Origin of the sequence: Bradyrhizobium sp. GCM10028915 (genome assembly GCF_042666195.1) — a bacterium.
GTDB classification, from domain to species: domain Bacteria; phylum Pseudomonadota; class Alphaproteobacteria; order Rhizobiales; family Xanthobacteraceae; genus Bradyrhizobium; species Bradyrhizobium canariense_D.
This window is the reverse complement of the sequence record NZ_JBHTFN010000044.1, coordinates 220,518-245,547: the sequence shown is the minus strand read 5'-3', so window position 1 is coordinate 245,547 and position 25,030 is coordinate 220,518. Positions and strand designations below refer to the sequence as shown.

At 63.8% G+C, this 25,030-nt stretch carries 29 protein-coding genes and 1 pseudogene; 14 read left to right on the top strand and 16 right to left on the bottom strand.

Annotated elements, in window-relative coordinates; translation table 11 throughout:
- Positions 1-26 precede the first annotated feature (26 nt).
- Positions 27-308 (top strand): annotated as a pseudogene (locus ACFQX9_RS21230) (GFA family protein); the annotation flags it as partial.
- Between the two features lie 361 nt (positions 309-669).
- Here ACFQX9_RS21230 and ACFQX9_RS21225 read toward each other — a convergent pair.
- Genes ACFQX9_RS21225 through ACFQX9_RS21215 form a run of 3 tightly spaced genes read right to left on the bottom strand, consistent with a single transcriptional unit; the run spans position 670 to position 2,548 of the window.
- Entirely contained in the window at positions 670-1,032 is a 363-nt protein-coding gene (locus tag ACFQX9_RS21225) for a helix-turn-helix transcriptional regulator (RefSeq protein WP_018459176.1), read from the bottom strand.
- On the bottom strand, positions 1,032-1,694 hold the full coding sequence (locus ACFQX9_RS21220; RefSeq protein ID WP_247368455.1) for an SRPBCC family protein: 663 nt from the start codon (positions 1,692-1,694) through the stop codon (positions 1,032-1,034). Before ACFQX9_RS21220 ends, ACFQX9_RS21225 begins: the two co-directional genes overlap by 1 nt.
- A 56-nt stretch (positions 1,695-1,750) precedes the next feature.
- Positions 1,751-2,548, bottom strand: coding sequence for a helix-turn-helix domain-containing protein (locus ACFQX9_RS21215; protein WP_247297497.1), 798 nt, complete (start codon positions 2,546-2,548; stop codon positions 1,751-1,753).
- A gap of 125 nt (positions 2,549-2,673) precedes the next feature.
- Here ACFQX9_RS21215 and ACFQX9_RS21210 point away from each other — a divergent pair, with 125 nt between their 5' ends.
- A complete protein-coding gene (locus ACFQX9_RS21210; RefSeq protein WP_247368805.1) occupies positions 2,674-4,224 on the top strand; it encodes a carboxylesterase/lipase family protein in 1,551 nt (516 codons plus the stop codon).
- 7 nt (positions 4,225-4,231) lie between these two features.
- Here ACFQX9_RS21210 and ACFQX9_RS21205 read toward each other — a convergent pair whose 3' ends face one another.
- Positions 4,232-5,488 carry a serine hydrolase domain-containing protein gene (locus ACFQX9_RS21205; RefSeq protein ID WP_377790356.1) on the bottom strand — a complete coding sequence of 419 codons (1,257 nt, stop codon included), beginning with the start codon at positions 5,486-5,488 and terminating at the stop codon, positions 4,232-4,234.
- A gap of 237 nt (positions 5,489-5,725) precedes the next feature.
- Here ACFQX9_RS21205 and ACFQX9_RS21200 point away from each other — a divergent pair, with 237 nt between their 5' ends.
- Positions 5,726-6,076: an ethanolamine utilization protein gene (locus ACFQX9_RS21200; protein WP_247338078.1), complete on the top strand. Its 351-nt coding sequence runs from the start codon at positions 5,726-5,728 to the stop codon at positions 6,074-6,076.
- A gap of 89 nt (positions 6,077-6,165) precedes the next feature.
- On the opposite strand, the gene ACFQX9_RS21195 is transcribed toward ACFQX9_RS21200, so the two are convergent.
- Both ACFQX9_RS21195 and ACFQX9_RS21190 read right to left on the bottom strand, forming a co-directional pair.
- Positions 6,166-6,924, bottom strand: coding sequence for an SDR family oxidoreductase (locus ACFQX9_RS21195; RefSeq protein ID WP_085395942.1), 759 nt, complete (start codon positions 6,922-6,924; stop codon positions 6,166-6,168).
- Between the two features lie 167 nt (positions 6,925-7,091).
- Complete coding sequence (locus ACFQX9_RS21190; RefSeq protein WP_377790353.1) at positions 7,092-7,973, bottom strand: GyrI-like domain-containing protein; 882 nt, start codon at positions 7,971-7,973, stop codon at positions 7,092-7,094.
- A gap of 362 nt (positions 7,974-8,335) precedes the next feature.
- On the opposite strand from ACFQX9_RS21190, the gene ACFQX9_RS21185 reads away from it, so the two are divergent.
- Positions 8,336-8,683, top strand: coding sequence for a hypothetical protein (locus tag ACFQX9_RS21185; RefSeq protein WP_085352869.1), 348 nt, complete (start codon positions 8,336-8,338; stop codon positions 8,681-8,683).
- Between the two features lie 91 nt (positions 8,684-8,774).
- On the opposite strand, the gene ACFQX9_RS21180 is transcribed toward ACFQX9_RS21185, so the two are convergent.
- From ACFQX9_RS21180 to ACFQX9_RS21165, 4 genes are all read right to left on the bottom strand, one after another.
- The gene (locus tag ACFQX9_RS21180) at positions 8,775-9,341 is read right to left on the bottom strand and encodes a suppressor of fused domain protein (protein ID WP_085352868.1); all 567 of its coding nucleotides are present in this window, start codon (positions 9,339-9,341) and stop codon (positions 8,775-8,777) included.
- 259 nt (positions 9,342-9,600) lie between these two features.
- Positions 9,601-10,005, bottom strand: coding sequence for a nuclear transport factor 2 family protein (locus tag ACFQX9_RS21175; RefSeq protein ID WP_204510960.1), 405 nt, complete (start codon positions 10,003-10,005; stop codon positions 9,601-9,603).
- 1 nt (position 10,006) lies between these two features.
- Positions 10,007-10,903, bottom strand: a complete 897-nt coding sequence (locus tag ACFQX9_RS21170) for an MBL fold metallo-hydrolase (protein WP_026233752.1) — start codon at positions 10,901-10,903, stop codon at positions 10,007-10,009.
- A gap of 70 nt (positions 10,904-10,973) precedes the next feature.
- Entirely contained in the window at positions 10,974-11,618 is a 645-nt protein-coding gene (locus ACFQX9_RS21165; protein ID WP_377790350.1) for a DsbA family protein, read from the bottom strand.
- 110 nt (positions 11,619-11,728) lie between these two features.
- On the opposite strand from ACFQX9_RS21165, the gene ACFQX9_RS21160 reads away from it, so the two are divergent.
- Positions 11,729-12,628, top strand: coding sequence for a LysR substrate-binding domain-containing protein (locus ACFQX9_RS21160; RefSeq protein ID WP_377790348.1), 900 nt, complete (start codon positions 11,729-11,731; stop codon positions 12,626-12,628).
- Between the two features lie 15 nt (positions 12,629-12,643).
- On the opposite strand, the gene ACFQX9_RS21155 is transcribed toward ACFQX9_RS21160, so the two are convergent.
- Both ACFQX9_RS21155 and ACFQX9_RS21150 read right to left on the bottom strand, forming a co-directional pair.
- Entirely contained in the window at positions 12,644-13,546 is a 903-nt protein-coding gene (locus ACFQX9_RS21155) for an HNH endonuclease (protein WP_377790347.1), read from the bottom strand.
- Between the two features lie 149 nt (positions 13,547-13,695).
- Entirely contained in the window at positions 13,696-14,592 is an 897-nt protein-coding gene (locus ACFQX9_RS21150; protein ID WP_018459184.1) for a LysR family transcriptional regulator, read from the bottom strand.
- A gap of 265 nt (positions 14,593-14,857) precedes the next feature.
- Here ACFQX9_RS21150 and ACFQX9_RS21145 point away from each other — a divergent pair, with 265 nt between their 5' ends.
- The 5 genes from ACFQX9_RS21145 to ACFQX9_RS21125 all read left to right on the top strand — a co-directional run bounded on the left by ACFQX9_RS21145 (position 14,858) and on the right by ACFQX9_RS21125 (position 18,166).
- Positions 14,858-15,592, top strand: coding sequence for an SDR family NAD(P)-dependent oxidoreductase (locus tag ACFQX9_RS21145; RefSeq protein WP_377790344.1), 735 nt, complete (start codon positions 14,858-14,860; stop codon positions 15,590-15,592).
- A 49-nt stretch (positions 15,593-15,641) separates the two neighbouring features.
- The gene (locus tag ACFQX9_RS21140; protein WP_377790342.1) at positions 15,642-16,394 is read left to right on the top strand and encodes an SDR family NAD(P)-dependent oxidoreductase; all 753 of its coding nucleotides are present in this window, start codon (positions 15,642-15,644) and stop codon (positions 16,392-16,394) included.
- Between the two features lie 32 nt (positions 16,395-16,426).
- Positions 16,427-17,026: an NADPH-dependent F420 reductase gene (locus ACFQX9_RS21135; protein WP_085352862.1), complete on the top strand. Its 600-nt coding sequence runs from the start codon at positions 16,427-16,429 to the stop codon at positions 17,024-17,026.
- A gap of 85 nt (positions 17,027-17,111) precedes the next feature.
- A complete protein-coding gene (locus ACFQX9_RS21130; protein WP_085352861.1) occupies positions 17,112-17,522 on the top strand; it encodes a nuclear transport factor 2 family protein in 411 nt (136 codons plus the stop codon).
- An 11-nt stretch (positions 17,523-17,533) separates the two neighbouring features.
- Positions 17,534-18,166, top strand: a complete 633-nt coding sequence (locus ACFQX9_RS21125; protein ID WP_377790339.1) for a methyltransferase — start codon at positions 17,534-17,536, stop codon at positions 18,164-18,166.
- Positions 18,167-18,306: 140 nt separating this feature from the next.
- Here ACFQX9_RS21125 and ACFQX9_RS21120 read toward each other — a convergent pair whose 3' ends face one another.
- Positions 18,307-18,696: a hypothetical protein gene (locus ACFQX9_RS21120; RefSeq protein ID WP_018459189.1), complete on the bottom strand. Its 390-nt coding sequence runs from the start codon at positions 18,694-18,696 to the stop codon at positions 18,307-18,309.
- A 17-nt stretch (positions 18,697-18,713) separates the two neighbouring features.
- Positions 18,714-20,312, bottom strand: coding sequence for a glutamine-hydrolyzing GMP synthase (gene guaA / locus ACFQX9_RS21115; RefSeq protein ID WP_377790337.1), 1,599 nt, complete (start codon positions 20,310-20,312; stop codon positions 18,714-18,716).
- 148 nt (positions 20,313-20,460) lie between these two features.
- Here guaA and ACFQX9_RS21110 point away from each other — a divergent pair, with 148 nt between their 5' ends.
- The gene (locus tag ACFQX9_RS21110) at positions 20,461-20,832 is read left to right on the top strand and encodes a nuclear transport factor 2 family protein (RefSeq protein WP_085352858.1); all 372 of its coding nucleotides are present in this window, start codon (positions 20,461-20,463) and stop codon (positions 20,830-20,832) included.
- Between the two features lie 41 nt (positions 20,833-20,873).
- On the opposite strand, the gene ACFQX9_RS21105 is transcribed toward ACFQX9_RS21110, so the two are convergent.
- On the bottom strand, positions 20,874-21,326 hold the full coding sequence (locus ACFQX9_RS21105) for a winged helix-turn-helix transcriptional regulator (RefSeq protein ID WP_377790335.1): 453 nt from the start codon (positions 21,324-21,326) through the stop codon (positions 20,874-20,876).
- 94 nt (positions 21,327-21,420) lie between these two features.
- On the opposite strand from ACFQX9_RS21105, the gene ACFQX9_RS21100 reads away from it, so the two are divergent.
- The 3 genes from ACFQX9_RS21100 (at position 21,421) to ACFQX9_RS21090 (ending at position 23,586) form a co-directional block, all read left to right on the top strand.
- On the top strand, positions 21,421-22,692 hold the full coding sequence (locus ACFQX9_RS21100; RefSeq protein ID WP_377790333.1) for an MFS transporter: 1,272 nt from the start codon (positions 21,421-21,423) through the stop codon (positions 22,690-22,692).
- A gap of 92 nt (positions 22,693-22,784) precedes the next feature.
- Complete coding sequence (locus ACFQX9_RS21095) at positions 22,785-23,117, top strand: DHCW motif cupin fold protein (RefSeq protein WP_085362172.1); 333 nt, start codon at positions 22,785-22,787, stop codon at positions 23,115-23,117.
- Positions 23,118-23,376: 259 nt separating this feature from the next.
- A complete protein-coding gene (locus ACFQX9_RS21090) occupies positions 23,377-23,586 on the top strand; it encodes a cold-shock protein (RefSeq protein WP_007592195.1) in 210 nt (69 codons plus the stop codon).
- A 133-nt stretch (positions 23,587-23,719) separates the two neighbouring features.
- Here ACFQX9_RS21090 and ACFQX9_RS21085 read toward each other — a convergent pair whose 3' ends face one another.
- Complete coding sequence (locus ACFQX9_RS21085; RefSeq protein ID WP_247406367.1) at positions 23,720-25,018, bottom strand: RsmB/NOP family class I SAM-dependent RNA methyltransferase; 1,299 nt, start codon at positions 25,016-25,018, stop codon at positions 23,720-23,722.
- Positions 25,019-25,030: the final 12 nt, after the last annotated feature.

Genomic DNA, 25,030 nt, shown 5'->3' with positions numbered 1-25,030 from the left:
GCGCCGGCCCGTTGGGAGGGAGACGAATGACATATTCAGGTCGTTGTGCCTGCGGCGCGGTTTGTTACACCATTGCGTCCGCGCCGATCCGCGGCTTCCAATGCCAGTGCAGCGACTGTCAGCGCGATACCGGCAGCGGCCACAGCTCCATCTTCGTGTTCGCGCGCAGCGCAGTCGCGGTGACAGGCGAGGTGCGCGAAATCGAGCGCACTGCCGTCAGCGGCGCGGTCAAGCGCAAAGGGTTCTGTCCGAACTGCGGCTCGCCTATCTACAACAAGCCGGACGAGAAGCCGGACTTAATCGGCATCTATGTCGGCACGCTGGACGATGCCAGCACGTTCAAACCGTCCGTCGTGCTGTTCTGCTCGCGCGGATATGCCTGGGATCACCTCGATCCCGAGATTCCCAAACTCCCGGATGGCACCCGGGATCGCGCTGATTTCTTGCAGATTGGGGGACAGCCAATGGCGATGAGCTTCGAGCTATCGATGCTGCCCGCCGCAATCGTCTGGGGCTTTGTACAGCTCGTCGCCGCCGCGCAGGCCGCGAACCTGCAGTACGGCCTCAGATGGGCCGCCAGCCCGGGCGACACCGAGATGCCGCCGCTCAAGCCCATCCCCCGCCGGGCAAAGAACGGAAACGTCTCCATGAGGCGTGGCCGCGATGCCTTCACGCCCGCTTCCCGCTCCGCTTGCTCATTGGCGCGTTACGACGCTCGCGTTTGCCGCGCGCGATTTCCGTCGCCAGCGCATCCAGCTTCGGCTCCCAGAAATTGCGGAACTGACCGATCCATGCATCCACCGCTTGGAGGCCCGCAGCATCGACCGAATAGAGCCGTCTTTGCGCCTCCGCCCGAACCGTCGCGAAGCCGCTCTCGCGCAGCACCTTGAGGTGCTGCGACACGGCGGCCTGCGTGATCCCGAACTCCGCTCCGATCACTTCGACGACCTCGCCGGACGCCATCTCGCCGGGCGCAAGCAGCTCGAGGATGCGACGGCGGACGGGGTCGGCAAGGACCTCGAAGATTTGCATCAGCTTCCTGTGCCCGGATGCGCCACGTCGGGCGGCGTCTCGCCGCGATAGAAAGCGATGGTACGGTCCGACCGCTGTTTCGCGGACGCAGGATCCACGCCGCTTGCGACATGCGCTGCGCGCCAATACTCGCCGCTGCTCGTCATGAATTCCTTGCCCGCGGGAGAGCCCATCCATGCCTCGGCCGTCTCATGGTCGACCGATGCCCCGGTCGCAACATATCGCTCCAGCCCGGCAATGGCGAGATCCCAGCCGATCCCGACTGCCCCTGGACCGAACTGATTCCAATGATCCTCGATCATCGCGGTGTGCTCGAGCGTCAGCCGCGCCTGGCTTCGTTCTGCGGTCAGCTTGACGTCGATCCAGCTCATCGCGCCGCCGAATTCCCAGGTCGCCGCAAAATGGGTCGGCGGCGTACATGCCGTGATGGTCCCGCCTGCATTCCCCTTGAGCTGGTATTTTCCGCCGAGCCGGAGATCTCCCCCGACCGGAAAGAACCAGCGCGGAATGCGTTGCTCGCTGGTCACTGCGTCCCAGAGATCGTCGACGCTGGTCTCGTAAAGCCGCGTCAGTGTCACCGCACTGGCTGCCTTCCCGTCCTTCTCGAAATTCCTCACCGAACGCGTAACCAGCCCTAATACCCTGACGACGTCGATCTCCATGGCGCTCCTCCTTGTCGTTTCGTGCCAGGATTAATATCGGTCGACGCTAATATAAGTCAATTCTTATATTCAGGGAAAATACCGCTCAGATATTTCCCTGGTGGTTTCCCGAGCGCCTTCTTGAACATGGTGATGAAGGCCGCGACGGAGTCGTAGCCGAGATCGGCGGACACCTGCTGCACGCTCGCGCCGGACGTCAGCTCCCGCAAGGCGACGATCAGGTGCAATTGCTGGCGCCACCGCCCGAAGCTTAAGCCCGTCTCCCTGACCACGAGACGCGCGAGGCTGCTCTCGCTCAGCGCGACGCGATCGGCCCATTCGGCCAGCGTCCTGCGATCGGAAGGGTTTTTCGCCAGCGCCGCGGCAATCTTCTTCAACCGCGGCTCGGGCGAGAGCGGCAGATGCAGCTGCTGAACCGGCATGCGGGGAAGCTCGCGCAGCAGGACGCTCGCCAGAAGCTCCACCCTCGCCTCGTCATCCGCGATCTGATTGGCCAGCTCGACGATCACTTCACGCAGCAGTGGGGAGATCGAAAGCGTGCAGCACCGATCCGGCAGGTCCACGACCTCAGGCTCGATGTAGACGAAAACCAGCCGGGCGTTTTCCGTCGCGAGGTTGCTGTGCTGCATGCCTCCTGGAATCCACACCGCGCAATGCGGCGGCACCATCCACAGACCGGTGGGAACGCGGCACGTCACGGCGCCGCCCAGCGCAAAGACAAGTTGCCCCTTGCGGTGCCTGTGATCGGGCACCTCGTCCTTGGTCCCGATCACGTCGACGCGCACGGCGATAACGGGCGCGGAGACATCATCCACATCAAGATCAGGCCATGGAAAACGGAGCGGCTGCCGCATGTTGCCGGTTTTTAGAAATTGATTGGTAGAACATCTAAATCGAGCGAAGAGGAATGTCGATAGGGTGCCGCCTGAACCTGCCCGGGGGCGTCCGGGCGCCGCCCACGCTATCGAAAGAAACGGCCATGCATGGTTTCACGAGTACGACAGCAGCCGGGCTGCAACGCGTGGTCCGCACGCAAGCGGGGGCCGTGCGTGGCGGCCCGCGCGATGCAAGCGGCGTGATCGCGTTCAAAGGCATTCCCTACGCAGCACCGCCGGTCGGGCCTCTGCGTTGGTGCGCTCCGCAGCCCCCGGAGTCCTGGGATGGCGTGCGCGATGCGCTTGTGTTCGGCGCGGGGTGTCTATCGGCGCTCGAAAACGACCCGCGGCCGGGACCGCGCGACGAGGATTGCCTCTATCTCAACATCTGGACCGCGGCGAAGCACGCGGATGAGAAGCGGCCCGTGATGGTGTGGATTCACGGCGGCGGCTTTCAGTTCGGCTCCTCGGCGAATCCCGCAACCGATGGCAACGCGCTAGCAGCGAAAGGTGTCGTCGTCGTCAGCTTCAACTACCGCCTCGGCATCTTAGGCTTCTTCGCCCACCCCGATCTCGACGCGGAGGCGCCTTCAGGCAATTACGGCCTGCAGGATCAACTGGCGGCGCTGCGCTGGGTCAAGGCCAACATCGCCGGCTTCGGAGGCGACCCCGAGAACGTCACCGTGTTCGGCGAATCCGCCGGCGCCATGGCCGTCGGAATCCTGATCGCCTCGCCGCTCGCGCACGGACTGTTTCACAAGGCCATAGGACAGAGCGGCGCGTTCTGGGATGGCAAACACGGCCCGCTTCAGGGCTTTGAAGAAGCCCGCGCGCGTGGTCTCGCTTTTGCCCGGCAGCAGGACAACGCGTCGATCGCAGCTTTGCGCAGCATGCCGGCCGATTCGTTGAATGCAGCCGCGCCGTGGAGTTTCAGGACCAGCCCGGTCGTGACGGCCTTCTCGCCGAGTATCGATGGTCTTGTCGTTCCTGATGTGCCCGCGCGGCGCTTCCGGCGCGGCGAACAGATGTACATCCCGCTGCTGGCGGGCTGGAATGCGGCCGAGGAATTTCCTTTCCGTTCGCAGTCACTCCCCGACGAATCAGCGCAAGCCTTTCTCGCCGCGGCCGAGGCGATGTTCGGCAAGGAGCGCATGGCCGATTTCCTGAAGGTCTATCCCGCGGCGACCGATGCGGAGGCCAGGACTTCTGCGGCGGCGCTCACGGGCGACATCGTGGTCGGCGAGCAATGCTGGCAGTGGCTGCGATTGCATTGGCGCGGGGGACGCGCGCCAGTCTACGGCTATCACTTCAGCTATACCTCGCACTACACGCCGATCGCCTCGCACGTCACTGAAATCCCGTTCGTGTTCGGCACACTGACACCGCAACAGGTGATCGGCAGCTCAGCACCGCCGGCCGAACAGGACCGCGCTCTGGCGCGGATCATGATGAGCTATTGGGTGAATTTCGCTGCGCACGGGGACCCGAACGGATCGGGTCTGCCACCCTGGCCCGCCTATGACGAGACGGACGTTGTGCAGATCCTGGGCACGCCGATCGAAGCCCGCCCCAATCCGCAAGCCGCCCGCTTCCGCTTCCTCGCCAGTTTCAGGCAGGACGGCATTTTGCCGATGCGCTGGCGGGAGCTGCCGTAGGCGGACCTCACTCGCCCGCCATCAGCTCCTTCGCCAGCGCCATGTAGGCCGGCAGCGTCACGGGGTCGTTGGCGGCGTTGCCCGCTGCGGGGTGCGAGGCGTAGCGCGCGATCACCATCTCGGCCTTGGGATCGATATAGATGCCCTGGCCGTGAACGCCACGCGCCATATATGCGCCGTGGGCATTGTGCGTGACCCACCATTGATTGCGATAGGAGGCGCCGGGTAGCGTGGTGTAACCGGCGGGCTTGAATTTCTCGGGATCGCGACCGCGCGCGATGTCCTCGACGACAGATGAAGGCACGATCTGCCGGCCGTTGGAGCGGCCGTGATTGCGCATGGTCTCGCCGAATCGGGCGAGATCGCGCAAGCAGGTCGACAGGCCGCCGCCGCCGCTTTCGGTGCCGATGCGATCGACGTGGTAATGCGCGTCTTCCTCCGCGCCCATCGGCTGCCAGATGCGCTCGGAGAGCAGATCGGACAACGTCATGCCGCTGACGCGCCGGATGATCCAGGCCAGCACGTCTGTGTTGACGGTCTTGTAGGCAAAGACCTTGCCGTGCTCGCCCTGCTTCTTTTGCCCGACCAGGAAATCGAAGATGGTGGTCGCACCGTCATAGTCGGGTGGAATCGGCGCCATGCCGTTGGCGCGCCGCAGTCCCCACACATGCGAGTTCTTGTCGGTGTAGACTTCGGTGTATTCGAGCCCGGTGGTCATATCCATGACCTCGTGCACGCGCGCGTCGCCGAACGCGCTCGCCTTCAGCTCCGGCACATAGTCCGTGACGGGCGCCTGCGGATCGATCTTGCCCTCGGCGACCAGAATGCCGGCGAGCACGCCGGTGAACGACTTCGTCACCGACATCGCGATATGCGGCTTGTGCGGCTTCAACGCACCGAAATAGCGCTCATAGATCAGCTTGCCCCGATGCAGCACGGCGATGCCGTCGGTGTAGGTTTCCTCGAGCATCTTCGCGAACGTCATGGGCCGCCTGTCCATGGTGGTCGAGGCCGACGCATCGATGTCGTGGCCTTCCCGCGGCAACACCGATGCAGGCCCCGCGCCGCGCCAGACATTCACGGTCGGCACCAGCTGGCGGATGTTGCTCCATGCCCAGCGTAGCTCGGGGAAGCTGCGGAACGAACCATCCTGGAAGCTGATGGTGCGGTCCGGAGACGGCGGGAAGCCTTTCATCCAGCCGAGTGTTTCGGGATCAGTTTCGGCGGCGGTTGCGGGCGACTGACTCGGCGCGGTGGCAGACATGAACATTGGCTCCGGAAGCGAACGACGGGGGTTTCGTATCATGGAGATGCGTGGCGAACATCCAGTGTTTGCGCCGAGGCGACCGTCGCCGTGGGCTGGGCACCAATCGTCTCCTGCGCGCCAGCCATCGTCGCGCAATCTGCGTCAAACGGTCCCGCAAGGCGCGCTGAACAAAACACTTGCCTGAGGCTTCTATCGTCCTCAACCCGCCCACTTTGAAAAGACGGAAGACATCTCATGCAAGTTCGCAAGTTTGCCATCTCGGACGCAACGCTCGAGCGTTCGCCCGGCCAGGATGGCGACATATTCGTCGGCAACGTGATCGACCAGCGTCACGGCGCGCCGATCACCATCGGCTACGGCCGCTACGCGCCGAACCAGATCCTCGACGAGACAATCGCTGTCGACGACGTCATGATCGTGCTCGAAGGGAAGCTCTCGGTGTCGAGCAACGCCGGCACCATGACCGCCGGTCCGGGCGAGACCGTCCACATGCCCAAGGGCACGCAGGTCACCATTCGCTCGCATGAGCAAGGCGCCGTCACCGCCTATGTCACCTATCCGCACTGGCAGGAGGCGCACGGGTGAAGCAGGCCTTCGCGCACTGCGCGCCCCGCTATCAATTGGCTCGATCGACGGCGCAGAGCCCCGTCGATCGGGCCCGAGCGGATTCGTGGTCAGGTCAGGCGGACCGACATGCCGCCGTCAACCGTCATGGGGCTGCCCGTCATGAACGATGCCCGGTCGCTCAGGAGAAAAACCGCCGCCTGCGCGATCTCCTTGGGACTGGCCATCCGCTTCATCGGGTGGAGCCCGGCGATGAAATTCAGGGCGTCGGGATTTCCCTCGCCCGCCGCCGGGGTGATGGTCCCTCCAGGCAGAAGCGCGTTGACGCGAATGCCTTCGGCCGCATGCTCGGCGCCCAGCGATTGAGCCAGGCCGATCAGTCCTGCCTTTGAGGCTGCGTACGCCGCCATTCCCGGCAGGCCCCCGTTGCTGAAGCCAACGAAGGACGAGGTGAAAACGATCGAACCGCCGCCCTGCTTGCGCAGTGCCGGGATCTGCGCCTTCGCGCTGAGGAACGCCGAGGTGAGATTCACCGCAAGCACATCGGTCCAGTTTTCGACGCTCATCTCGGGGACTGGCGTCATCTCGCCGACAATGCCGGCATTGTTGAAAGCGCCGTCGAGCTTTCCGAAAGTCTTGACGGCGTGCTCGACAAGGCGGGCTGCATAGCCGGTGTCCCGAACATCCCCGGCGAGAAACGTCGCGCGCCCTCCGGCGCTCTTGATGCTTGCAACAACGGCCTGCAGCTCGGGGCCGCGACGCGCCCCGAGCACCACATCGGCGCCTTCGGACGCGAACAACGATGCTGCGGCAGCACCGATACCGCTGCTGGCGCCGGTTACGATGATCGTCTTGTTTGCCAGTTCCACCGCGAGACTCTCCTGATGTCAAAAAGGAGCCGAACAAGACATCAGGCACCGGCGAGCTGCCACCCGTTTCCCGAGTTGAACGCGGGATCACATCGTGGCGATATTGATCGGGGAATGGCGGCCTGCCCGTTTCCGTGATCGGAAGCGACAGGCCGCCGCGAGCGGCGCTATTTCAGCGGCAGAAAAACGTCCGCGACTGTCTCGTGCTCCGGCACCTCCGGGAAGAAGCTCAGCCGCTGGCAATAGATCGGGAAGTCGCGTGCTTCTTCGCCGCTGGCGGGAAGCCAGTTGCGATAAAGATAGAGCGCGGCGGGCTCCAGATTGTCGGTGTAACCGACAACGCGCAGCACCGCGCAGCGTCCGCCGGGGATCTCGCCGGCCTTGATTTCTTCGCCGTTCGCCACGATCGCTTGTGCGGTCCCGACGCAAAGGTCCACGCTGTAATCGGCGGGTGACGCAGGCCGCCGCTCGGAACGCCAGACATTGAAGGTCGGACTTGTGCTGGGGTGCAGGTGAGCCGCCTTGCGCCACGCGATGAAGCGCTGGATTGTGGCGGGAAGCGTCGCCGGGTCGCCGCGATGCTCCATGATCGCCACCTTGGTGGGTTGCACATCGCGGATCGTCACGTCGTCGGTGGTAAACGTCTTCTGCATGAGCTTGCTCCTGGCGTTGTCGAGAGGCCCTAAGGCCGCAAGCCACGGCTCCCAGTCGGGAGACTTCCGGAACGACGACGGAGATTGCCCGAACCGTTGCCGAAAGGCGCGGGCGAAGGCATCCGGTGCGTCGTAACCGGCATCCATCGCAACATCCGTGACATCAAGGGCGTCCATATAGGCCAGCTGGTGCGAAGCGCGCTTCATGCGGGCCAGCTGGACATAGCGATGCACAGATAATCCGAAGGTTGCCGAGAACTGCCGGTGGAAATGAAATTTCGAGAAGGCGGCAACAGCGCTTAAGCCGTCCAGGTCCAGATCTCCGTCGAGATGCCGGTCGATATGGTCCAGCACCCGTCGCATGCGGTCCTGATAGTTTTGCAGCGCCGCCTTCATCGTCCCTCCTCCGTGGCGGCGCCATCTAGTCGCTGACGGCCATGACACGCTCGACCGATTGCGGTTTGGCACGGATCGCTAGCCCGGATGGAGCTACGTCCGGCAACTGGTTTCCTCAGGGAACACCACACCGATTGCAAGCACCTTCCTCTACGCGTTAGACTGTCGGCCCCCCTTCACCCACAAAGTGGGCGTTCCCCTTCAAGATGTCAGTACGGATGAACTGCCTTCCTCTGCACGAACTGGCGCCCGACTTCGAACGCTTCATCCGCGATCTCGAGGACTTCAATCGTGGCTGATGCGGTCACCGGCCATCCGGGCTGCGGCTTCAGGGAAATCTCATTCGCAAACGGAATCCAAGCATGACTGCAACTCTATCCATCGTCGTCCTGGCTGCCGAGCTCCTCATCAGCGCGTTGGGCGCGTTCGTATCAATTGCCGCGCTTGGCTTCGCGGGAGAGGTCACGCGATCCAGGGATTTGACCGCCTTTGGCTGGGTTTTGGGGGCGCTCTACTTCGTTGTCACCTTTACACCCCTCGTCGCAACCGCATGGGTGGCACACAGAAGGTTTGTTTCAGACAAAGCGTTCCCGGTGCTCGAAGTCATTTCGTCGCCGTACCTGGTCCCGGTGGTGCTGTGGGTTGGCGCAGCGATTTTCTGCATTGGGCTGTTGGCATTTCAAAACGGTGCGGGGCTGGCGCCGCGGTAGGGAGACGCGAAGCGATACCCATCGGGCCGAATGCCATCAGCATCCTCCAGGCGAAGCGCAGGCGTCCACGAAGATAGCGGCGGTCAGGGTATCAAAGAGCGCTGGGACGATCGATGTCAAACACGTCGATCTGTCGGTCCTGGAGCAGATCCTCCAGCGCTTCGGGCCCGTTCGCCAGCGCGTAGTCCCGCTCGGCGTCGGAAATAGGCAGTACCTGCAGCCAGGCGACGGACTTGGCCGAGAAGGACTGTGTTTCCAGGTCCCAAACGAACGGAGAGATGAGCATGGCGTGCTTCATCTCGCGCCCTTCGCCATACAGTTCCAGGGCTCGCGGAATGACGACGCCGGGCAAGGGTGTGATCTCGCCCTTCTTGATGCTGAAAGCGCAAGTCGCGATCATGTTGGCGCCCTCGGCCGTCGCCAGAGCCAGCAGAATCTCGACGCCCAGGGCCTTGCCGCCAGACGTCAGGCCGGTTTTTGCGTCAGAGAGCGCGAGGCTGGCATAAGTGGAAACGCCTCCTGCCGGCACGTCCTTGATGATCATGATGTCGACGTCACTGACGTGGGCGTCATCCCAATATTTCGTAACCGTCGGTGAACCCTGCGTAACATCTCTCAGATAGCGGGCGAGAGATTTGTTGTCTTCCGAAACCGCCATGGCTCCTCACGTCAAAAATCCAAGGTCGTCGGCAGTCATATCTTCAACACCATGACTGCGAGCATACGATCGCCGCTCTGGCCTGTCGTGGGACCTCGGTATAGACGGGGCCGGCGGTCATATCCATGACCACGTTCTGGCGCGCGGTGGACTTCCTCGGCCAGGCACAATTCCATCAAGATCTAGCAGACGCCGGAACGAAAAAGGGGAGCCCGCATGTCGCGGGCTCCCCCTCCTGCATTCCGACGTGATGCGGCTGTTACCGGCCGGCAGGCTCCAATGCCTTTTGCACCATCGCGGTGTCGACATATTGGGTCATGCTGGCGATCTTGCCGTCCTTCACCAGATAGAGATGCGCGAAATTGGCGCGCATGGACTTGCCCGTCGCCTTGTAGGTCCCGGAGTAGACGCCGAAGGCGGCGACGCGGTCGCCGTCTTCGAGATAGGTGTGAACATCGGCGCGGTAGCCGGTCCATTCGATGGCGAGACGCCGGAACACGCCTGATATGATCGCCTCCGCCCCGACATAGGTGCCCGCGTATGGAAACCCTTCCGCTTCGGTCCATGCGGCATCGGGAGCGAGAGCGGCCAGCAAGTTGCGGCCGTTCTCTTCCGACGATGATCCCTCATAGGTGGCGCGGATCAGGTCGAGGTTCGCCCCCATCTCAACCCCACTTCATCTCGCCGGTGGCGACCTTGGCGCCGATGTCGAGCGCAACGCCCATGCCGAGGCCGGGGAAGCGCGCTTCCATCGCCGCCTTGAGCGCCGCCGAATCCTTGGTTTTGGCCAACTCTTCGTCGAACGCCTTGAGGTAGGCGATGGTGTGCTCGACACCGGACAGGTCGGTCTTCGCATCCGCCGACAAATGGCCGGGCACGACGATCGCCGGCTTGCGCGCCGCGATCTTTTCGAGATTGGCGATCCAGGCGGCGCGCTGCTCCCTGGTCGGCGTGTCGGCGGTCCAGACATGGACGCCGGAGAAGATCAGCACGCCGCCGAACACCGCGTTGAGCGAGGGTACGAACAGATAGCGCCGGTTGGCCAGGCCGTCGGCGCTGACGATCTCGATGGTCTCGCCGTCGACGCTGAGCGTCTTGCCGTCGAACGCTTCGGGGATGACCACATCGGCCAGCACCTGCGGGCCGTTCGCCTTGAGTTGCGGCCCCCAGACGGCAAGCTTCTTTTCGACGCTGGCGTGAATGGCCGCCAATGTCGCTGGCGACGCGAGCACGCGGGCCTCGGGGAAGACAGCCTTGATCGCGCCGAGGCTGAAATAATAATCCGGGTCCGACTGGCTGATATAGATGGTGGTGAGCTTCTTGCCGGTGGCCTTGATGGCGTCGGCGACAGCCTTGCCATCGGACAGCGTGAAGCCGCCATCGATCAGCACGGCTTCGCTTGGCCCGGACACCAGAACGGGCGCCCGGAAGAAGCCGTTCTGTCCGGCCGGAAAATGCTTCCAGGCGAGCCCGCCCGCGGCATGGCCGAGGCCTGCGGGTGCGAAGACGGCGGCGGCGCCCGCGGCGAGAGTGGTTTTCATGATGGTTCTCCTTGTCGGCATGTTGGTCTCCTGGTGCTAGTCTGCGATTGGGAAATTCACACTGATCGTCCGGTCGTGTTGACCGCTGCGCTCAGGCCGCCTTCAGTCCGTCGATCAGGACGTTCAGGCTGCCGAACAGGGCGCTTGCCTGCACGAGGCGGCGGTCATCGCCCGCCCCGACGATGAGGGCCGGGACGCCGCTTGCACCGAACCGGCGCATCTCGGCACGCGCGGCCTCGAGGCGTGCGCGATACGCGGCGATCAACGCGGCGTCGGGGCTCGCCAAGCGCGCGGCAACCTCCGGCAAATTCATCGCGCGCAGCACATCCGACAGAACGGAGATGTCCGTGCTGTCGCGGCCCTCGACATAGCGGACGAGCTGGAAGGCCTTCAGCGCCGCGAACTCCCGATCAGGCGCCGTGAGCGCGACAGCCGTGAGCGCCAGTGTCGCCGGACCGGAATCGAACAGGCGCGTACGGTCGCCCAGCACATCGCGGCGATAGGCTTCGCTGAAGGGCTGGCCGCTCAAGCGCGAAATCCGCTGGTCGTTGCTCCAGGCATAAGCGGCAAAGCCGTCGTCCATCGGACGGGCGCCCTCGCCGGCGAACAGACCTGTCGGCGCAAGTTCGACAGCGAAAGCCGGACGGGTCACGAGCTGTTCGAGCAGCGTGGCGGCGCCGTAGCACCAGCCGCAGAGCGGATCGAACAGGTAGGTGATTTGAATGGGCGCGGACATGGCGATCTCCTTGAACCGCAATGTGGCACGCGCACATTGGTAGATAAATATCAACAAAACAGACATAATGTATGGTATTGACTGACAATAAATCTGACCGGACAGAGCCCATGAACCTGAACCGACTGGCCTACTTCGCAGCCGTCGTGGACAGCGGATCGTTCACGCGGGCCGCCGAACGGCTCGGCATCACCAAGGCCGTGGTGAGCCAGCAGGTGGCGCAGCTGGAGCGCGATCTCGGCACCAGCCTGCTCGTGCGCACGACGCGCCGGGTTCATCCGACCGAGGCGGGCCGCATGTTTCATGCGCGCTGCGTCATGATCCTGCGCGAAGCGGAGGATGCCTTCGACGAGCTCGCTCAGGCAGCCGCCGCGCCGACCGGCACCTTGCGGATCACGGCGCCCAACGACTACGGCACCGCCGTCGTCGTCGCCGTCGTCACGGCCTACGCGGCACGCTATCCCCACTGCCGCGTGGAGTTGACGCTCGAAGATCAGACGGTCGACCTCGCCTCAGGCCAGATCGACATGGCGATCCGTGTGGGGTGGCTGGTCGATTCCAGCCTGCAGGCGCGCAAGATCGGATCGTTCCGGCAATGTCTGGTCGGCGCTCCCGCATTCGCGGATCGGATCGCCGCCGCGCGCGATCCCGACGAATTGGTGACGCTACCGTTCATCGCCAACATGGCGCTGCGCGAGCCGTTGCTGTGGCAGTTCTCGCGCGGTGATCTCGATCGATGCGCCGTGCGCCTGCAGGCGAGCATCGCCATCGACACGACGCCGGGGGTGCTCGCAGCGGTGCTCGCCGGCGGCGGCCTTTCGGTGCTGCCGGATTTCCTGGTGGCCGACGATCTCGCGGCGGGCCGCCTCATCCACATCCTGCCGCAATGGCAACTGCCATCCGGCGGCATCCACACGGTCTACCCCGCAGCCCGCTTCCGCCCGCCGAAGGTGACCGCGTTTGTGGAGATGCTGATTGCGGCTCAGCGGCGGGCGGGTACGAGCGCATGAGCCGTATGGTTTTGCTTATTGCTTGAAACAATGCTCGCGGTGCCACTTTAAGAAGTGCGGATGTGGCCGATCTGACGCACGACGCGGCGCAAGAGCGCGCCCCGTCTTGTTGATGATCGATTGCACTCCCTCCAGATCGTTTGTCTGGCGCGAGATCAATATCTCCAGATCGTCCGCGAAGCTGATGAGACCACGATCAAACATCCAATGTGCGGTGCCCGAAAGAGCAACGCCATTGCTGATGATGTCCGGCCCGTTTGCCTCGACGGAGCGTATGTGAGCCGCCGCGACCTCCGCGCGCCCCTTTCCATTGATGAGCTTGAGGCCGGTGACGGCGCAACGCTCTTCATAGGCACGCAGCACGATGCGGCGGAAAACTCGATCACGCAGGACTTTCGAGATCGTTACGCTAACACGGTCGCGCTGCTGCTCAACCGCGAATGGCACCTGCGGCTGGTCGTTAAGATCGAGCGATGGAAGGTCGCCGTCGCGCCGCGGCAGCAGCGGCGCGTTCTCCGCGAAACCAAGCTCGCATATTCTATTGAAATCGTCGGGAGAGATTGGGCGGACTGCGGACTGAGCGCGTCCTGAAATCCGCCCCTGTTCGTTAAGAACACCGCGCTCTACTGGACCCGTCGGTCCGTTGAATGGGACTGAATTGGCAAAATCGAGATAGCTTCCCGGTTCCATTAAAGCGAGATACATCCCGGAAGTACCGGGATCGGGAAGAACCTGCTGAACCCGAGCAATTGCAAAGTAACCGCGCGTTTCAGCAACCTTGCTCGGTTCGTAATATACTATCCAATCGCCGATGCAGGCTTCAACGCGATGAAGATATTGACTGGGAAATTGGTACTGCTCAGCGGGGCTGTCGTCGTAGATCGAGTCCAATCGATGGATGAATACCCCAAACCCCATGACCTAAGCGGCGCTGCCTCTCCAGGAAACAACACCCAGCGATGCTGGATCAATAGCAGTCACAACCCTACTCCCGCTCGATTGTTTCGGAAGCACGATAACGCCTTGATCTGTCGAGGCCAAGCTTTCCGCCCACGACCCGCCCCGCGTCACTCGCGCGCCACCGACAGCCCCGCCAGCAGCGGCGCGTACGCGGCGAGCCTGCGTGATACGAACTCCGTGAACAGCCGCACGCGCTTGGTCTTGCGCGTCTCTCCCTGCGTGAGGAGCCAGACCGTTCCGTACATGTGCAGGTCGGTCCCCGGCACCCGCACCAGCAGCGGGTCGGCATCGCCGACGAAGCACGGCAGTGTCGTGATCCCCAGCCCTTGCCGGACAGCAGCGATCTGCGCTCCGGCGTCACTGGTCCTGAATGGAACGTCCGTGGTGCGAACCTCGCCCGCGCTGGCCCAATCCGGGATGCCGTGCATGCTGATGACGATCCAGCGGAAGGGATCCGGCGCGCCCGCACGCCACGCGGCCAGTCGATCCCTGGACATGTAGACGGCGCCGAACAGCTCCGGTCCCTTCATGCCATGAAGATTTTGCGGCAGGGTTTTGCGCTCGTAGACGACGCGGATCGCGACGTCGGCCTCACGGTTGGTCAGATTTGCCAGTTCGCCGAACGACAGGACATCCATCTCGATATCGGGATGCAGACGCGCGAAATCGGCGAAATCAGGCATCAGCAAATGTGTCGCCATCGGCGGCGCCAGCGTCACCCGCAGACGCCCGCGCACGCTCTGATCGCGCCCGAACACGCGCGTCTCCAGCTGGTGTGACGAGGCTTCCATCTGGTCGGCGAATTCGAGGACCTCCTCGCCCGCAGCCGTCAGCCGGTAGCCCGAAGGCAGCTTTTCGAACATCTGGACCCCAAGGCGTTCCTCGAGCTGGGCGATGCGTCGCAGCACGGTCGCGTGGTTCACGCCGAGGTGCTCGGCGGCCGCCCGCACCGAGCCTCCCCGCGCGACGGCTAGAAAATAGCGAACATCGTCCCAGTCGATCATGGTGCAATCCCGCACCGCGCGGTGCGCCTTTCAAGCCGTATCTGATGCCTCCTACAGCAGTATGGGCAGTGATCATAGCCGGTTCCGGCCAGCAGGGCCCATTCTGAGCGACGGACACCGATCGTCGCCGTCGGCGTTAGTCGTCCGGCCGGATCGATTTCGCACCACCGATGTGCGCGCTTCCGCACTCAACGCTTGGGGCCGGCGGACCTATGTCGGGGTCCTCGGGGGCAGATGCTGCCCCGACACCACGACAGGAGACATCATGGGAAAGCTTGACGGCAAGGTTGCAGTCATCACGGGTGGCGCGACCGGCATCGGCCGCGCCGCGGCAAAGCGCTTCATCGAGGATGGCGCTTTCGTCTTCATCTTCGGCCGCCGACAGCAAGCCCTCGACGCTGCTGTCGCCGCCCTCGGGCCCAATGCCCGCGCGGTGAAGGGCTCGGTCTCGGATGAAGCCGACCTCGACCGCCTCTACGCGGCGGTGAAGGCCGAGCGCGGAATCCTCGACATCGTCTTCGCCAATGCCGGCGCGGGAAGTCAGCTTGCGCTCGGCAAGATCACCGCCGCGCACATCGATGAGGCCTTCGACACCAATGTGAAGGGTACGATTTTCACGGTGCAGAAGGCGCTGCCGCTGATGCGCCGGGGCGGTTCGATCATCCTGACGGGATCGAGCGCCGGCACGACGGGCGCCCCGGCCATGAGCGCCTACAGCGCGAGCAAGGCGGCCGTGCGCAACCTCGCGCGGACCTGGGCGGAGGACCTGAAAGGCAGCGGCATCCGGGTCAACGTGCTGTCGCCCGGAGCGACCGCGACCGAACTCGCGAAGGAAGCGCTGGGCGAAGAGGGACAGAAGGTGTTCGCCGCGATGACTCCGCTGCAGCGCATGGCCGATCCGGCGGAGATCGGGGCGGTGGCTGCCTTTCTCGCCTCCTCGGACAGCAGCTTCATGACCGCCAGCGAAGTCGCCGTCGACGGCGGCCTGGCGCAACTCTGATCCCGGCGCGGTCCCGCGCCTGGCCCACACACAATGAAAGATAAACATCATGAAAAAACTAGAAGGCAAGATCGCCGTCATCACCGGCGGCAGCAGCGGCATTGGATTGGCCACGGCCAAGCGCTTCGTGGACGAAGGTGCGCACGTGGTGATCACCGGGCGACGCGAGAAAGAGCTGAAGGAGGCCGCAGCCTTCATCGAGAGAAACGTGACGACGGTCGTGAGCGACGTGTCGCGCCTGGAAGATCTGGACCGGCTCTATGCCGTCGTGAAGGAGAAACATGGTCACATCGACATTCTCTTCGCGAACGCAGGCGCGGGGACAATCGCGCCGCTCGCGCTAGCGACCAAGGCCCATTTCGACCAGACCTTCGATGTGAACGTGAAAGGCCTGTTCTTTACGGTGCTGAAAGCCCTCCCCCTCTTTAAGGACGGCGGTTCGATCATCCTGAACTCTTCGGTGTCGAACGTGAAGGGGTTGCCGGGGTTCAGCGTCTACGCCGCGAGCAAGGCGGCGGTGCGCAGCTTCTCGCGCGCTTGGACGCTGGAGCTGAAGGACCGCAAAATCCGCGTCAATACGATGAGCCCCGGGCCAACGGAGACTCCCGCCCTGGAGACGACGACGGGCTTGACCCGCGAGCAAGCCGAGCAAGCGGCCAGCCAATTTGCTTCACAGGTCCCGATGGGTCGCAGGGGCAAGCCGGAGGAAATCGCGGCTGCCGTCACGTTCCTCGCCTCCGATGAAAGTTCTTACATCACCGGCGTGGATCTCGCCGTCGATGGCGGCATGGCCCAGGTCTGACCGCGCCATCGACACAAATTCGGAGAAACATCATGAGCTACGCAATCATCGGCTTCGGCCCTATCGGCCAAGCCCTGGCCAGCGCGTTTGCCCGCAACGGCATCGAAGTCTCCGTTGCAACCACGCGCGACCCGGAAAGCTTTACATCCGCCGCGGCCGTGATCGGACCCTCGATCATTCCCAAAAAGCTGGCGGACGCCGTCAAGGCGGACATCGTCTTTTTGGCGGTCCGTTTCGAGTCGCACCAGGATGTCGCGAAAGCGCTGCCCACCTGGCAGGGCAAGACGATCGTCGATGTGACCAACGCCTACGGCGTGCCGCCTGAGAGACTGGGGGGACAACCTTCGTCCAAGGCCCTCGCGCAAGCCTTCACCGGCGGTCGACTGGTCAAGGGCTTCAACCATTTGGGTGCTGCCGTCCTTGCCCAGGATCCGGCCCTCCATGGTGGCAGGAGAGTCGTGTTCCTGGCGAGCGACGATCACGACGCCACAGTGGAGATTGGCACGCTTGCGGAAACTCTCGGCTTCGCGCCGATCAAGCTTGGCGGGCTTTCGGAAGGCGGACTGCTCCTGCAGGCGCGTGGAAACAGCTGGGGTCAACTGATCTTCAAGGATCTGGTCAAGTTCGACTGACGAACACGAGGTTCCCACCCTGGGGGATACGACACACGGGATCGGATCGCGCGCGATCCGATCCGAGTGACATGGAGAAATGACTGTGAGCACCGACAAGAACATCCAGACCGTGAAGGACTTCTTCGCCGCGATCGGCCGCGGCGACAGCGAGGCTCTGCTGGCGCTGGTCAGCGAGGACATCGAGTGGATCATCCCCGGCGAGGACTGGCCGCTGGCCGGAACGCATCGCGGGCACGACGGGGTGGCGGATTTGCTCGAGACGGCATCCAAGTCGATCGAAACGTCCACCGAACCCCGCGAGTTCGTGGCGCAAGGAGACCGGGTCCTGGTCGTCGGATTCGCAAAGGGAAAGATCAAAGCCACGAACAAGACGTTTAGGGACGACTGGGTCTTCGCCATCGCCGTTCGCAACGGCAAACTGACGAACATCCGGGAGTACGTCGACACGCAGGCACTGGCACGAGCCGCGCGCGTGTCGAATGCCCAAGCCTAAAGGAAATCCAGATGTACGACCAATCCAAGCTGTCCGAGTTGATCCGGTTCGCACGTATCGATGCGGGCGCCACCGTGATCGACGTTTACCCAGCCGACGGCGACTGGACCCGTGTCTTCTCCGAGATCGTGGGACCCGAAGGACGGGTTGACAGCTTCGTGCCGGCCGAAGTCGTGCACTTCAAGAACGATCCGCTCGGCCTTATGCGGAGGCTTGCGAAGGAGCCGGGCCGAGACAACGTCGAAGCCGTGTCAGCGGACCTCGTGGCGATGCCGCAGGTCACGCGACCAGCGGATGTCCTGTGGCTGCACCTGTTCTATCACGACCTCCACACCGCGCTGATCCAGGCCAGGGGCGCGACGGCGGCCGACTTCAATCGCGCCGTCTACGAGCGGCTGAAGCCCGGCGGGTGCTACGTCATCGTCGACCACGCCGCCGCGCTCGGGGCGGGCACGAGCGAGGCCCAATCGCTGCATCGGATTGAGCCTGCATCCGTTCGCAAGGAGGTGGAGGCGGTCGGCTTCGTGCTGGACGCGGAAAGCACCCTGCTCGCGAACAAGGACGATCCGCACACGATCAAGGTGTTCGATCCCGCCATCAAGGGCAAAACCGATCGCTTCGTGTATCGGTTCGTGAAGCCGTGACAGAGATCGTAGGGCGGATTAGCGAAGCGTAATCTGCCATCTTGCGCGCGACTCGGCGAGAGAGGCCGGATTTGCGGCTAATCCGCCCTACGCATCCGCTGCAGGTCAATTTCGGTTCTTGAGCTTTCGATGCAACCGGATCACTTTTTAGTCCTGCCGTCAGATGGCAGCTCCGCCGACCCGCCGATTTTGTTCGAGACCACGTAGATGTCGACGCCGCTCATCGAGCATTCCTCGCTTGATGCTTGGCTTTTCGTGATGACCTCGATCGTCTTGCCATCCTTGGTGTGAAACGTGATGTCGTAAACCTGCTGGTAGAGGTCTTTGCCGATCTTTTCGGATGCGAGACGAACGGCCTTGGTCTGCGCCTCGATCACTGATGGGATATCAATCAGGCCGGCGTTCTTGAGGTGCACGAGGGCCATGTTATTGGGCCAACTCGCGCAGTCCGGAGACTTCGCCAGAGCCACCGCAGCCGGCATGGCAAATATTGCGGCCATCACCACTTTCAACGCGGCGCGCATCAGCATGCCTCGGTCTCTAAAAACTACTCCCACTCAATCGTCCCAGGCGGCTTGCTGGTCACGTCATACACCACCCGGTTCACGCCCTTCACCTCGTTGATGATGCGCGTCGCGGTCTCGCCCAAGAACTTCATGTCGAACTGGTAGAAGTCCGCGGTCATGCCGTCGGTGGAGGTGACGGCGCGCAGGCCGACGACGAAGTCGTAGGTGCGGCCGTCGCCCATGACGCCCACGGTCTTCACAGGAAGCAGCACGGCAAAGGCCTGCCAGATGTCGTCGTAGAGACCGTGCTTCCTGATCTGGTCGATGTAGACCGCGTCCGCCTTGCGCAGGATCTCGAGCTTGTCGCGGGTGATCTCGCCGGGGCAGCGGATGGCGAGGCCGGGGCCCGGGAACGGGTGGCGGCCGACGAAGATTTCGGGCAGGCCGAGCTCGCGGCCGAGCTTGCGCACCTCGTCCTTGAACAGCTCGCGCAGGGGCTCGACCAGCTTCATGTTCATGCGCTCGGGGAGCCCGCCGACATTGTGGTGCGACTTGATCGTCGCCGACGGGCCGCCGGTGAAGGAGACGCTCTCGATCACGTCAGGATAGAGCGTGCCTTGCGCCAGGAAGTCAGCGCCGCCGATCTTCTTGGCCTCCGCCTCGAACACCTCGATGAAGAGGCGACCGATGGTCTTGCGCTTCACTTCCGGGTCGGTGACGCCTTCGAGCTCGCCCAAAAACTGCTTCGAGGCATCCACGTGCACGAGCGGGATGTTGTAGTGGTGGCGGAACAGGTCGACGACCGTCTTCGCTTCGTCAAGGCGCAGCATGCCGTGATCGACGAAAACGCAGGTGAGCTGCTCGCCGATCGCTTCGTGGATCAGCACGGCCGCGACCGCGGAATCGACTCCGCCGGACAGGCCGCAGAGCACCCTGCCCGTGCCGACCTGGGCGCGGATCTTCGCGATCTCCTCCTCGCGGAAGGCGCGCATGGTCCAGTCGCCGGAAAGGCCTGCGATCTTGCGGACGAAATTTCGGATCAGTTTGGCGCCGTCGGGCGTGTGCACCACTTCCGGGTGGAACATCAGGCCGTAATATTTGCGCGTCTCGTCCTGTATGATCGCGAACGGCGCGTTCGGCGAGGTGCCGGCGACCGAGAAGCCCGGCGGCATCTTGGTGATGCGGTCGCCATGGCTCATCCAGACCTGGTTCTTGCCGCCTGCCGACCAGACGTCCTCGAACAGCTTGCTCGGCGCCTTCACCTCCACATCGGCGCGGCCGAATTCGCGGTGATGGCCGCCCTCGACGGTGCCGCCGAGCTGCTCCGCCATGGCCATCTGGCCGTAGCAGATGCCCATTACCGGCACGCCGGAATCGAAGATCGCTTGCGGCGCCCGGGGCGATCCCGCCTCATGTACCGATTCAGGGCCGCCGGAGAGAATCACCGCCTTCGGCTTCATCTCGTTGAAGGCTTGTTCGGCCTTGTTGAACGGGACGATTTCGCAATAGACGCCGTCCTCGCGCACGCGACGCGCAATGAGCTGCGTCACCTGGCTGCCGAAGTCGACGATGAGAATCTTGTCATGCGCCGAGGCCACCGAGGGCGTCGACGCGGAGCGGTCGGTCTGTGCTGCTGTCATGGCAAGCAGATACGCGACGGGGGCTTTTCCCGCAACCGCGCGGGCCGCGCGCCCACATTCTTCTTTGGGGTATGGACAAATTGATATAGGTAAGTATTATTGACCTATATGGCCCGCCACTCACCAAGGGCCGATCAGGGAGAACGCCATGCCAAACCATCATCAGCCGTCATCGCTTGCAGAGCTCGGCCGCACCTGGGTCGAGGCCTGGAACGCGCGCGAGCTCGAACGCGTGCTCACGCTCTATGACGAGGAAACCGTGATGACCTCGGACCGCATCCCCGCGATGGGATTCGATGAAAGCGGCACCGTGCGCGGAAAGGATGCGTTGCGCGCCTATTGGGGCAAGGCGCTCGCCCTGTTGCCGAATCTGCATTTCTCGCTGATCGAATTGTTCGTCAGCCCTGATAGCGTGGTGGTGTTCTACGAGAACGAGCGGGGAAAGCGGATCTGCGAATATCTGCGGGTGAACGCGGCCGGAAAGATCGTGCAGGGATCGGCGAATCATCCGGTGCCCTGAGTCGCGCTTCTAGCTCGAGGACGCACCAAGGCCGACGCGAATCAGCGCTTGCGCAGACCGGCCTTTCTCACCCTGGTATCGGACCATGCCAGTGGACGGCCGGCCCGCGACGGAAGCACGAGCTTCCCGGCCGGCTGGCCCGTCTCGTCCACCAGGTCCGAATGGACTTCGCCGCGCGCGTAGAGATTCGCTTCGCCCCATTGGCGCAAGCTGACCACGACTGGAAACAGCTCGCGCCCCCTCTTGGTCAGCGCATATTCCCGATAGGCGCTGCCGTCGGAGGCCGGAATCAGTTCGAGCACGCCAAGCTCCACCAGCCTGTGCAGCCGCGCAGTGAGCATGCCCTTGGCGATGCCGAGGTTCTTCTGGAAATCGCCAAATCGACGCAGCCCGTCGAAGGCATCGCGCACGATCAGAAGCGACCAAATGTCCCCAACTGCGTCCAGTGCACGCGCCACCGGGCAGTCAGCCTCGGCAAAACCGGTCCGCTTCATTCGCCGCCTCCAAATTGGTCTTAAAATAGGACTGGACAGCGCGGTGTGCAACTGGTCTTATTTTAAGACTAGATAGAACGTGCCGGAGACGACAATGACAATCCACGATGCCGCCACAGCCGGACCGACCAACGCCGACGAAAAGGCCGACGACACCGCCGGGCGCGGGCTCTCGCGCGGGATGGCGATGCTGCTGGCGCTGACCTGCGGCCTGAGCGTCGCCAATATCTACTTCGCGCAGCCGCTGCTCGATGCCATGGCGCGCGATCTCGGCATCGACCCCGCCGCGATCGGGATGGTGGTGACCTTCACCCAAATCGGCTACGCGTTCGGCCTGATCCTGATCGTGCCGCTCGGCGACCTCTGGGATCGCCGCCGCCTGATCGTCGGCCAGACCGTGCTGTCGGCGATCGGCCTCGTCATCGTCGGCACGGCGGCGCATGCCGCCGTGCTGCTTGTGGGAATGGCGCTAGTCGGCATGCTCGCCGTCGTCGTCCAGGTCCTCGTCGCCTTTGCCGCGACGCTGGCCAGACCGGACGGGCGCGGCCGCGCGATCGGCACCGTCACGAGCGGCATCGTCGCCGGCATCCTGCTGGCGCGGTTCGCCTCGGGCGCGCTGGCCGATTTCGGCGGCTGGCGAATGGTCTACCTGGTCTCGGCCGGCCTCATGCTGGCCATGGCGGCGCTGCTCCTGCGCGTGCTGCCGCGCGGCCGGCAGTCGGCGCTGGCCCGATCCTCTTATCTGTCGCTGTTGCGCTCAACCGCCTCGCTGTTTGTCGAGGAGCCGATACTGCGCGAGCGCGCGTTGTTTGCGTTTCTGATCTTCGCCAATCTCAACGTGTTCTGGACGTCGATCGTGCTGCCGCTCTCGGCGCCTCCCTTCGCGCTGTCGCATACCACCATCGGATTGCTCGGCGTCGCCGGGTTCGCCGGAGCGCTCGCGGCGCGCAATGCCGGGCGGCTTGCCGATCTCGGATGGGCCCAGCGGACCACCGGGCTGTCACTGCTGCTGATGCTGGCTGCCTGGGCTCCGATCGCCTGCCTGCAAAGCTCGCTCTGGCTGGTCGTCGCCGGCGTGATCGTGCTGGATCTGGGACTCCAGGCCGTGCACGTGACGAGCCAGAGCCTGATCATCGCCGTGCGGCCCGATGCGGCGAGCCGACTGGTGGGCGGTTACATGGTGTTCTACTCGGTCGGAAGCGCGATTGGCGCGATCGCGTCGACGATGGTGTACGCGATGGCCGGCTGGTCCGGCGTCTGCGTGCTCGGCGCGGGAATCAGTGCCGCCGCGCTGCTGGTCTGGGTCATCATCGCAAGCAGGATGCCGGTGACGGCAGATTGCGCGCTGATGCATGGGCAAAAATAAGGGCCGAAAACAATAAGAACTGTAAAAATGAGGACTACCGCGAAAGCATCCGATAGTAACGGCACTGCCGTCGCCGCCTCAGGATCACCATCATGAAGCTCCCCACCTCCCCTTTCACCGTCACCGACTGGAGCAAGGTCGAGCCGACCGTCCATCCCGGCGAGACCGGGCAAGCCAAGTGGCGTACGCTCGACATCGGCGATCTCCGGGTGCGGATGGTCGAATATTCGCCGGGCTATCTCGCCGACCATTGGTGCGACCGCGGCCACGTGCTGTACGTGCTGCAGGGCGAGCTCGACAGCGAGCTGCGCGACGGCCGCAAGTTCAAGCTCACGGCGGGGATGAGCTACCAGGTCTCGGATTTCGGCGATGCAGCGCACCGATCCTCGACGACGACGGGGGCGACGCTGTTTATCGTCGATTGAGGCGCCCCGGAAGGGTTAATTTGCACCGCAAAATAGCAAAATTCGGCGACATCCCGAGCGGCGGGTGGTGCCTTGAAGTGGCCCCAAAATCTCGCTATATTGTGATCATCGATACTTGGCCGAACGACTGGGCCGCTTCGCTTCGTTGCTGACGGGCGCGCACGCTTCAGATGATTTCTCCAACATCGACTGATCAGGACTATGGGCGCAATAGTGCGTACCGGTCCGCGTGTTAACTTCTTAAGCAAAGGAAATTCCCATGGCTATGGGCACCGTGAAGTGGTTCAACAATCAAAAGGGTTTTGGTTTCATTCAGCCGGATGACGGCGACAAGGACGTGTTCGTGCACATCAGCGCCGTCGAGCGCGCTGGCCTCTCGACCCTCAACGAAGGTCAGAAGGTCTCGTTCGACATCGTCGCCGATCGTCGCAGCGGCAAGTCCTCGGCTGACAATCTCCGCGTCGGCTAAAGCCCGCGCACCGTTCTGACCACGGACGTACCGGCAGAACGTCGAGTTAGAAAACCCCGCGACCGGGTTCCGGTTCGCGGGGTTCTTGTTTGGTGAGACAGGCGTCGCGTCATCCGCGATGTCGTGGGGTGGGCTATGCCTTCTTCAAGACCGAGACGAAGAACCCGTCCGTCCCCGTCCGCCGCGGCGTCATCAGCCAGCCTTCCGGCGATTGCAGCGCGGCTTGCGCAAACTCCTCGGCCTTGTCCCAGAGCACGCTCGCGGTCTGCTCGGGCGGCACCACAGCGAACTCGGGATGGCGGGCGGTGAACGCCCTCACCTGTTCGCCGTTCTCCTCTGAGAGCACCGAGCAGGTGATGTAGGCGATGCGGCCGCCGGCCTTGAGCAGCGGAACCGCGCGATCGAGCACCGCGGTCTGGTCCCGCAAGCGAATCTCCAGCGCGCCCGGACGCATGCGCCATTTGGCATCCGGATTGCGGCGCCAGGTTCCGGTTCCCGTGCAGGGCGCGTCGATCACGACGAGGTCGGCGGTCGCGCTGATCTCCGCCAGCGGATCGGCCTCGCCCTTGGGCGTGCGCACATCGGCATTGTGGACGCCGGCGCGCGACAGGCGTTCGTGAATGGGCGCAAGTTGCCGCTTGTCGCTGTCGGTCGCGATCAGCCGGCCCTTGCCCTGCATCATCGCGGCGAGCGCCAGCGTCTTGCCGCCGGCCCCCGCACAGAGATCGATCACCTGCTCGCCGGGTTTTGCCGCGGTCAAGGCAGCCGCAAGCTGTGACCCCTCATCCTGCACTTCAATGGCGCCCTTGATGAAATCCTCTTCGGCCTGGATGCCGGGGTTGCGCGCATCGGCCGAAAGCTCGATGCGCAGGCCGGTTGCGGACCAACGCGTCGGTTTCGCATGAAGGTGAGCAAGCGCCCCCAGCGTCTTGTCGCGATTGGATTTTAACGTGTTGACGCGCAGGTCGAGCGGCGCCCGGCTCGCCATCGCGGCCGCCTCCGCGACGCGTTCGTCGCCGAACGCTTTTGCCAAATACGGATCCAGCCATTCCGGATAGTCACCGGCGATCGCGGCCGGGGCACCTTCAAGCGACCGCGAGGCGAGCGCGGCCTGCTCGGCCTCGGTCAACGGCGCGGGGGCAAAGCGGCTGCCGTCGAACAGCGCGGCCATGGTCGCCGCGTCCATGTTGCGCTCGAGGCGGAGCATGCCGATCAGCCGAGCACGCGCGGTGTCCGAATCCATCAGGTAGGCGCTCGAAGCATAGCGGCGCAGCACGTCCCAGACGAGGCCGGCAATGGCGGCGCGGTCGCCGGATCCGGCGAAGCGGTGCGCGGTGCCCCATTCTTTCAGCGCCTTGGCCGCGGGCACGCGGTCTTTCTCGATGGTGTCGATCAGTTCGATGGCTGCGGACAGCCGGGCAGCGGGAGTCATTTGAATCTTTCA

What these genes read in the sequence shown, in the direction of transcription:
- ACFQX9_RS21100 (WP_377790333.1), top strand. Translation starts at nt 21,421, where the DNA reads ATGACAATCCACGATGCCGCCACAGCCGGACCGACCAACGCCGACGAA.
- ACFQX9_RS21095 (WP_085362172.1), top strand. Translation starts at nt 22,785, where the DNA reads ATGAAGCTCCCCACCTCCCCTTTCACCGTCACCGACTGGAGCAAGGTC.
- ACFQX9_RS21110 (WP_085352858.1), top strand. Translation starts at nt 20,461, where the DNA reads ATGCCAAACCATCATCAGCCGTCATCGCTTGCAGAGCTCGGCCGCACC.
- ACFQX9_RS21205 (WP_377790356.1), bottom strand. Translation starts at nt 5,488, where the DNA reads ATGTCTGCCACCGCGCCGAGTCAGTCGCCCGCAACCGCCGCCGAAACT.
- ACFQX9_RS21120 (WP_018459189.1), bottom strand. Translation starts at nt 18,696, where the DNA reads ATGCTGATGCGCGCCGCGTTGAAAGTGGTGATGGCCGCAATATTTGCC.
- ACFQX9_RS21150 (WP_018459184.1), bottom strand. Translation starts at nt 14,592, where the DNA reads ATGATCGACTGGGACGATGTTCGCTATTTTCTAGCCGTCGCGCGGGGA.
- ACFQX9_RS21085 (WP_247406367.1), bottom strand. Translation starts at nt 25,018, where the DNA reads ATGACTCCCGCTGCCCGGCTGTCCGCAGCCATCGAACTGATCGACACC.
- ACFQX9_RS21165 (WP_377790350.1), bottom strand. Translation starts at nt 11,618, where the DNA reads ATGTCCGCGCCCATTCAAATCACCTACCTGTTCGATCCGCTCTGCGGC.
- ACFQX9_RS21200 (WP_247338078.1), top strand. Translation starts at nt 5,726, where the DNA reads ATGCAAGTTCGCAAGTTTGCCATCTCGGACGCAACGCTCGAGCGTTCG.
- ACFQX9_RS21180 (WP_085352868.1), bottom strand. Translation starts at nt 9,341, where the DNA reads ATGGCGGTTTCGGAAGACAACAAATCTCTCGCCCGCTATCTGAGAGAT.
- guaA (WP_377790337.1), bottom strand. Translation starts at nt 20,312, where the DNA reads ATGACAGCAGCACAGACCGACCGCTCCGCGTCGACGCCCTCGGTGGCC.
- ACFQX9_RS21105 (WP_377790335.1), bottom strand. Translation starts at nt 21,326, where the DNA reads ATGAAGCGGACCGGTTTTGCCGAGGCTGACTGCCCGGTGGCGCGTGCA.
- ACFQX9_RS21185 (WP_085352869.1), top strand. Translation starts at nt 8,336, where the DNA reads ATGACTGCAACTCTATCCATCGTCGTCCTGGCTGCCGAGCTCCTCATC.
- ACFQX9_RS21220 (WP_247368455.1), bottom strand. Translation starts at nt 1,694, where the DNA reads ATGGAGATCGACGTCGTCAGGGTATTAGGGCTGGTTACGCGTTCGGTG.
- ACFQX9_RS21090 (WP_007592195.1), top strand. Translation starts at nt 23,377, where the DNA reads ATGGCTATGGGCACCGTGAAGTGGTTCAACAATCAAAAGGGTTTTGGT.
- ACFQX9_RS21190 (WP_377790353.1), bottom strand. Translation starts at nt 7,973, where the DNA reads ATGAAGGCGGCGCTGCAAAACTATCAGGACCGCATGCGACGGGTGCTG.
- ACFQX9_RS21170 (WP_026233752.1), bottom strand. Translation starts at nt 10,903, where the DNA reads ATGCCGACAAGGAGAACCATCATGAAAACCACTCTCGCCGCGGGCGCC.
- ACFQX9_RS21135 (WP_085352862.1), top strand. Translation starts at nt 16,427, where the DNA reads ATGAGCTACGCAATCATCGGCTTCGGCCCTATCGGCCAAGCCCTGGCC.
- ACFQX9_RS21160 (WP_377790348.1), top strand. Translation starts at nt 11,729, where the DNA reads ATGAACCTGAACCGACTGGCCTACTTCGCAGCCGTCGTGGACAGCGGA.
- ACFQX9_RS21125 (WP_377790339.1), top strand. Translation starts at nt 17,534, where the DNA reads ATGTACGACCAATCCAAGCTGTCCGAGTTGATCCGGTTCGCACGTATC.
- ACFQX9_RS21215 (WP_247297497.1), bottom strand. Translation starts at nt 2,548, where the DNA reads ATGCGGCAGCCGCTCCGTTTTCCATGGCCTGATCTTGATGTGGATGAT.
- ACFQX9_RS21175 (WP_204510960.1), bottom strand. Translation starts at nt 10,005, where the DNA reads ATGGGGGCGAACCTCGACCTGATCCGCGCCACCTATGAGGGATCATCG.
- ACFQX9_RS21145 (WP_377790344.1), top strand. Translation starts at nt 14,858, where the DNA reads ATGGGAAAGCTTGACGGCAAGGTTGCAGTCATCACGGGTGGCGCGACC.
- ACFQX9_RS21210 (WP_247368805.1), top strand. Translation starts at nt 2,674, where the DNA reads ATGCATGGTTTCACGAGTACGACAGCAGCCGGGCTGCAACGCGTGGTC.
- ACFQX9_RS21140 (WP_377790342.1), top strand. Translation starts at nt 15,642, where the DNA reads ATGAAAAAACTAGAAGGCAAGATCGCCGTCATCACCGGCGGCAGCAGC.
- ACFQX9_RS21225 (WP_018459176.1), bottom strand. Translation starts at nt 1,032, where the DNA reads ATGCAAATCTTCGAGGTCCTTGCCGACCCCGTCCGCCGTCGCATCCTC.
- ACFQX9_RS21155 (WP_377790347.1), bottom strand. Translation starts at nt 13,546, where the DNA reads ATGGGGTTTGGGGTATTCATCCATCGATTGGACTCGATCTACGACGAC.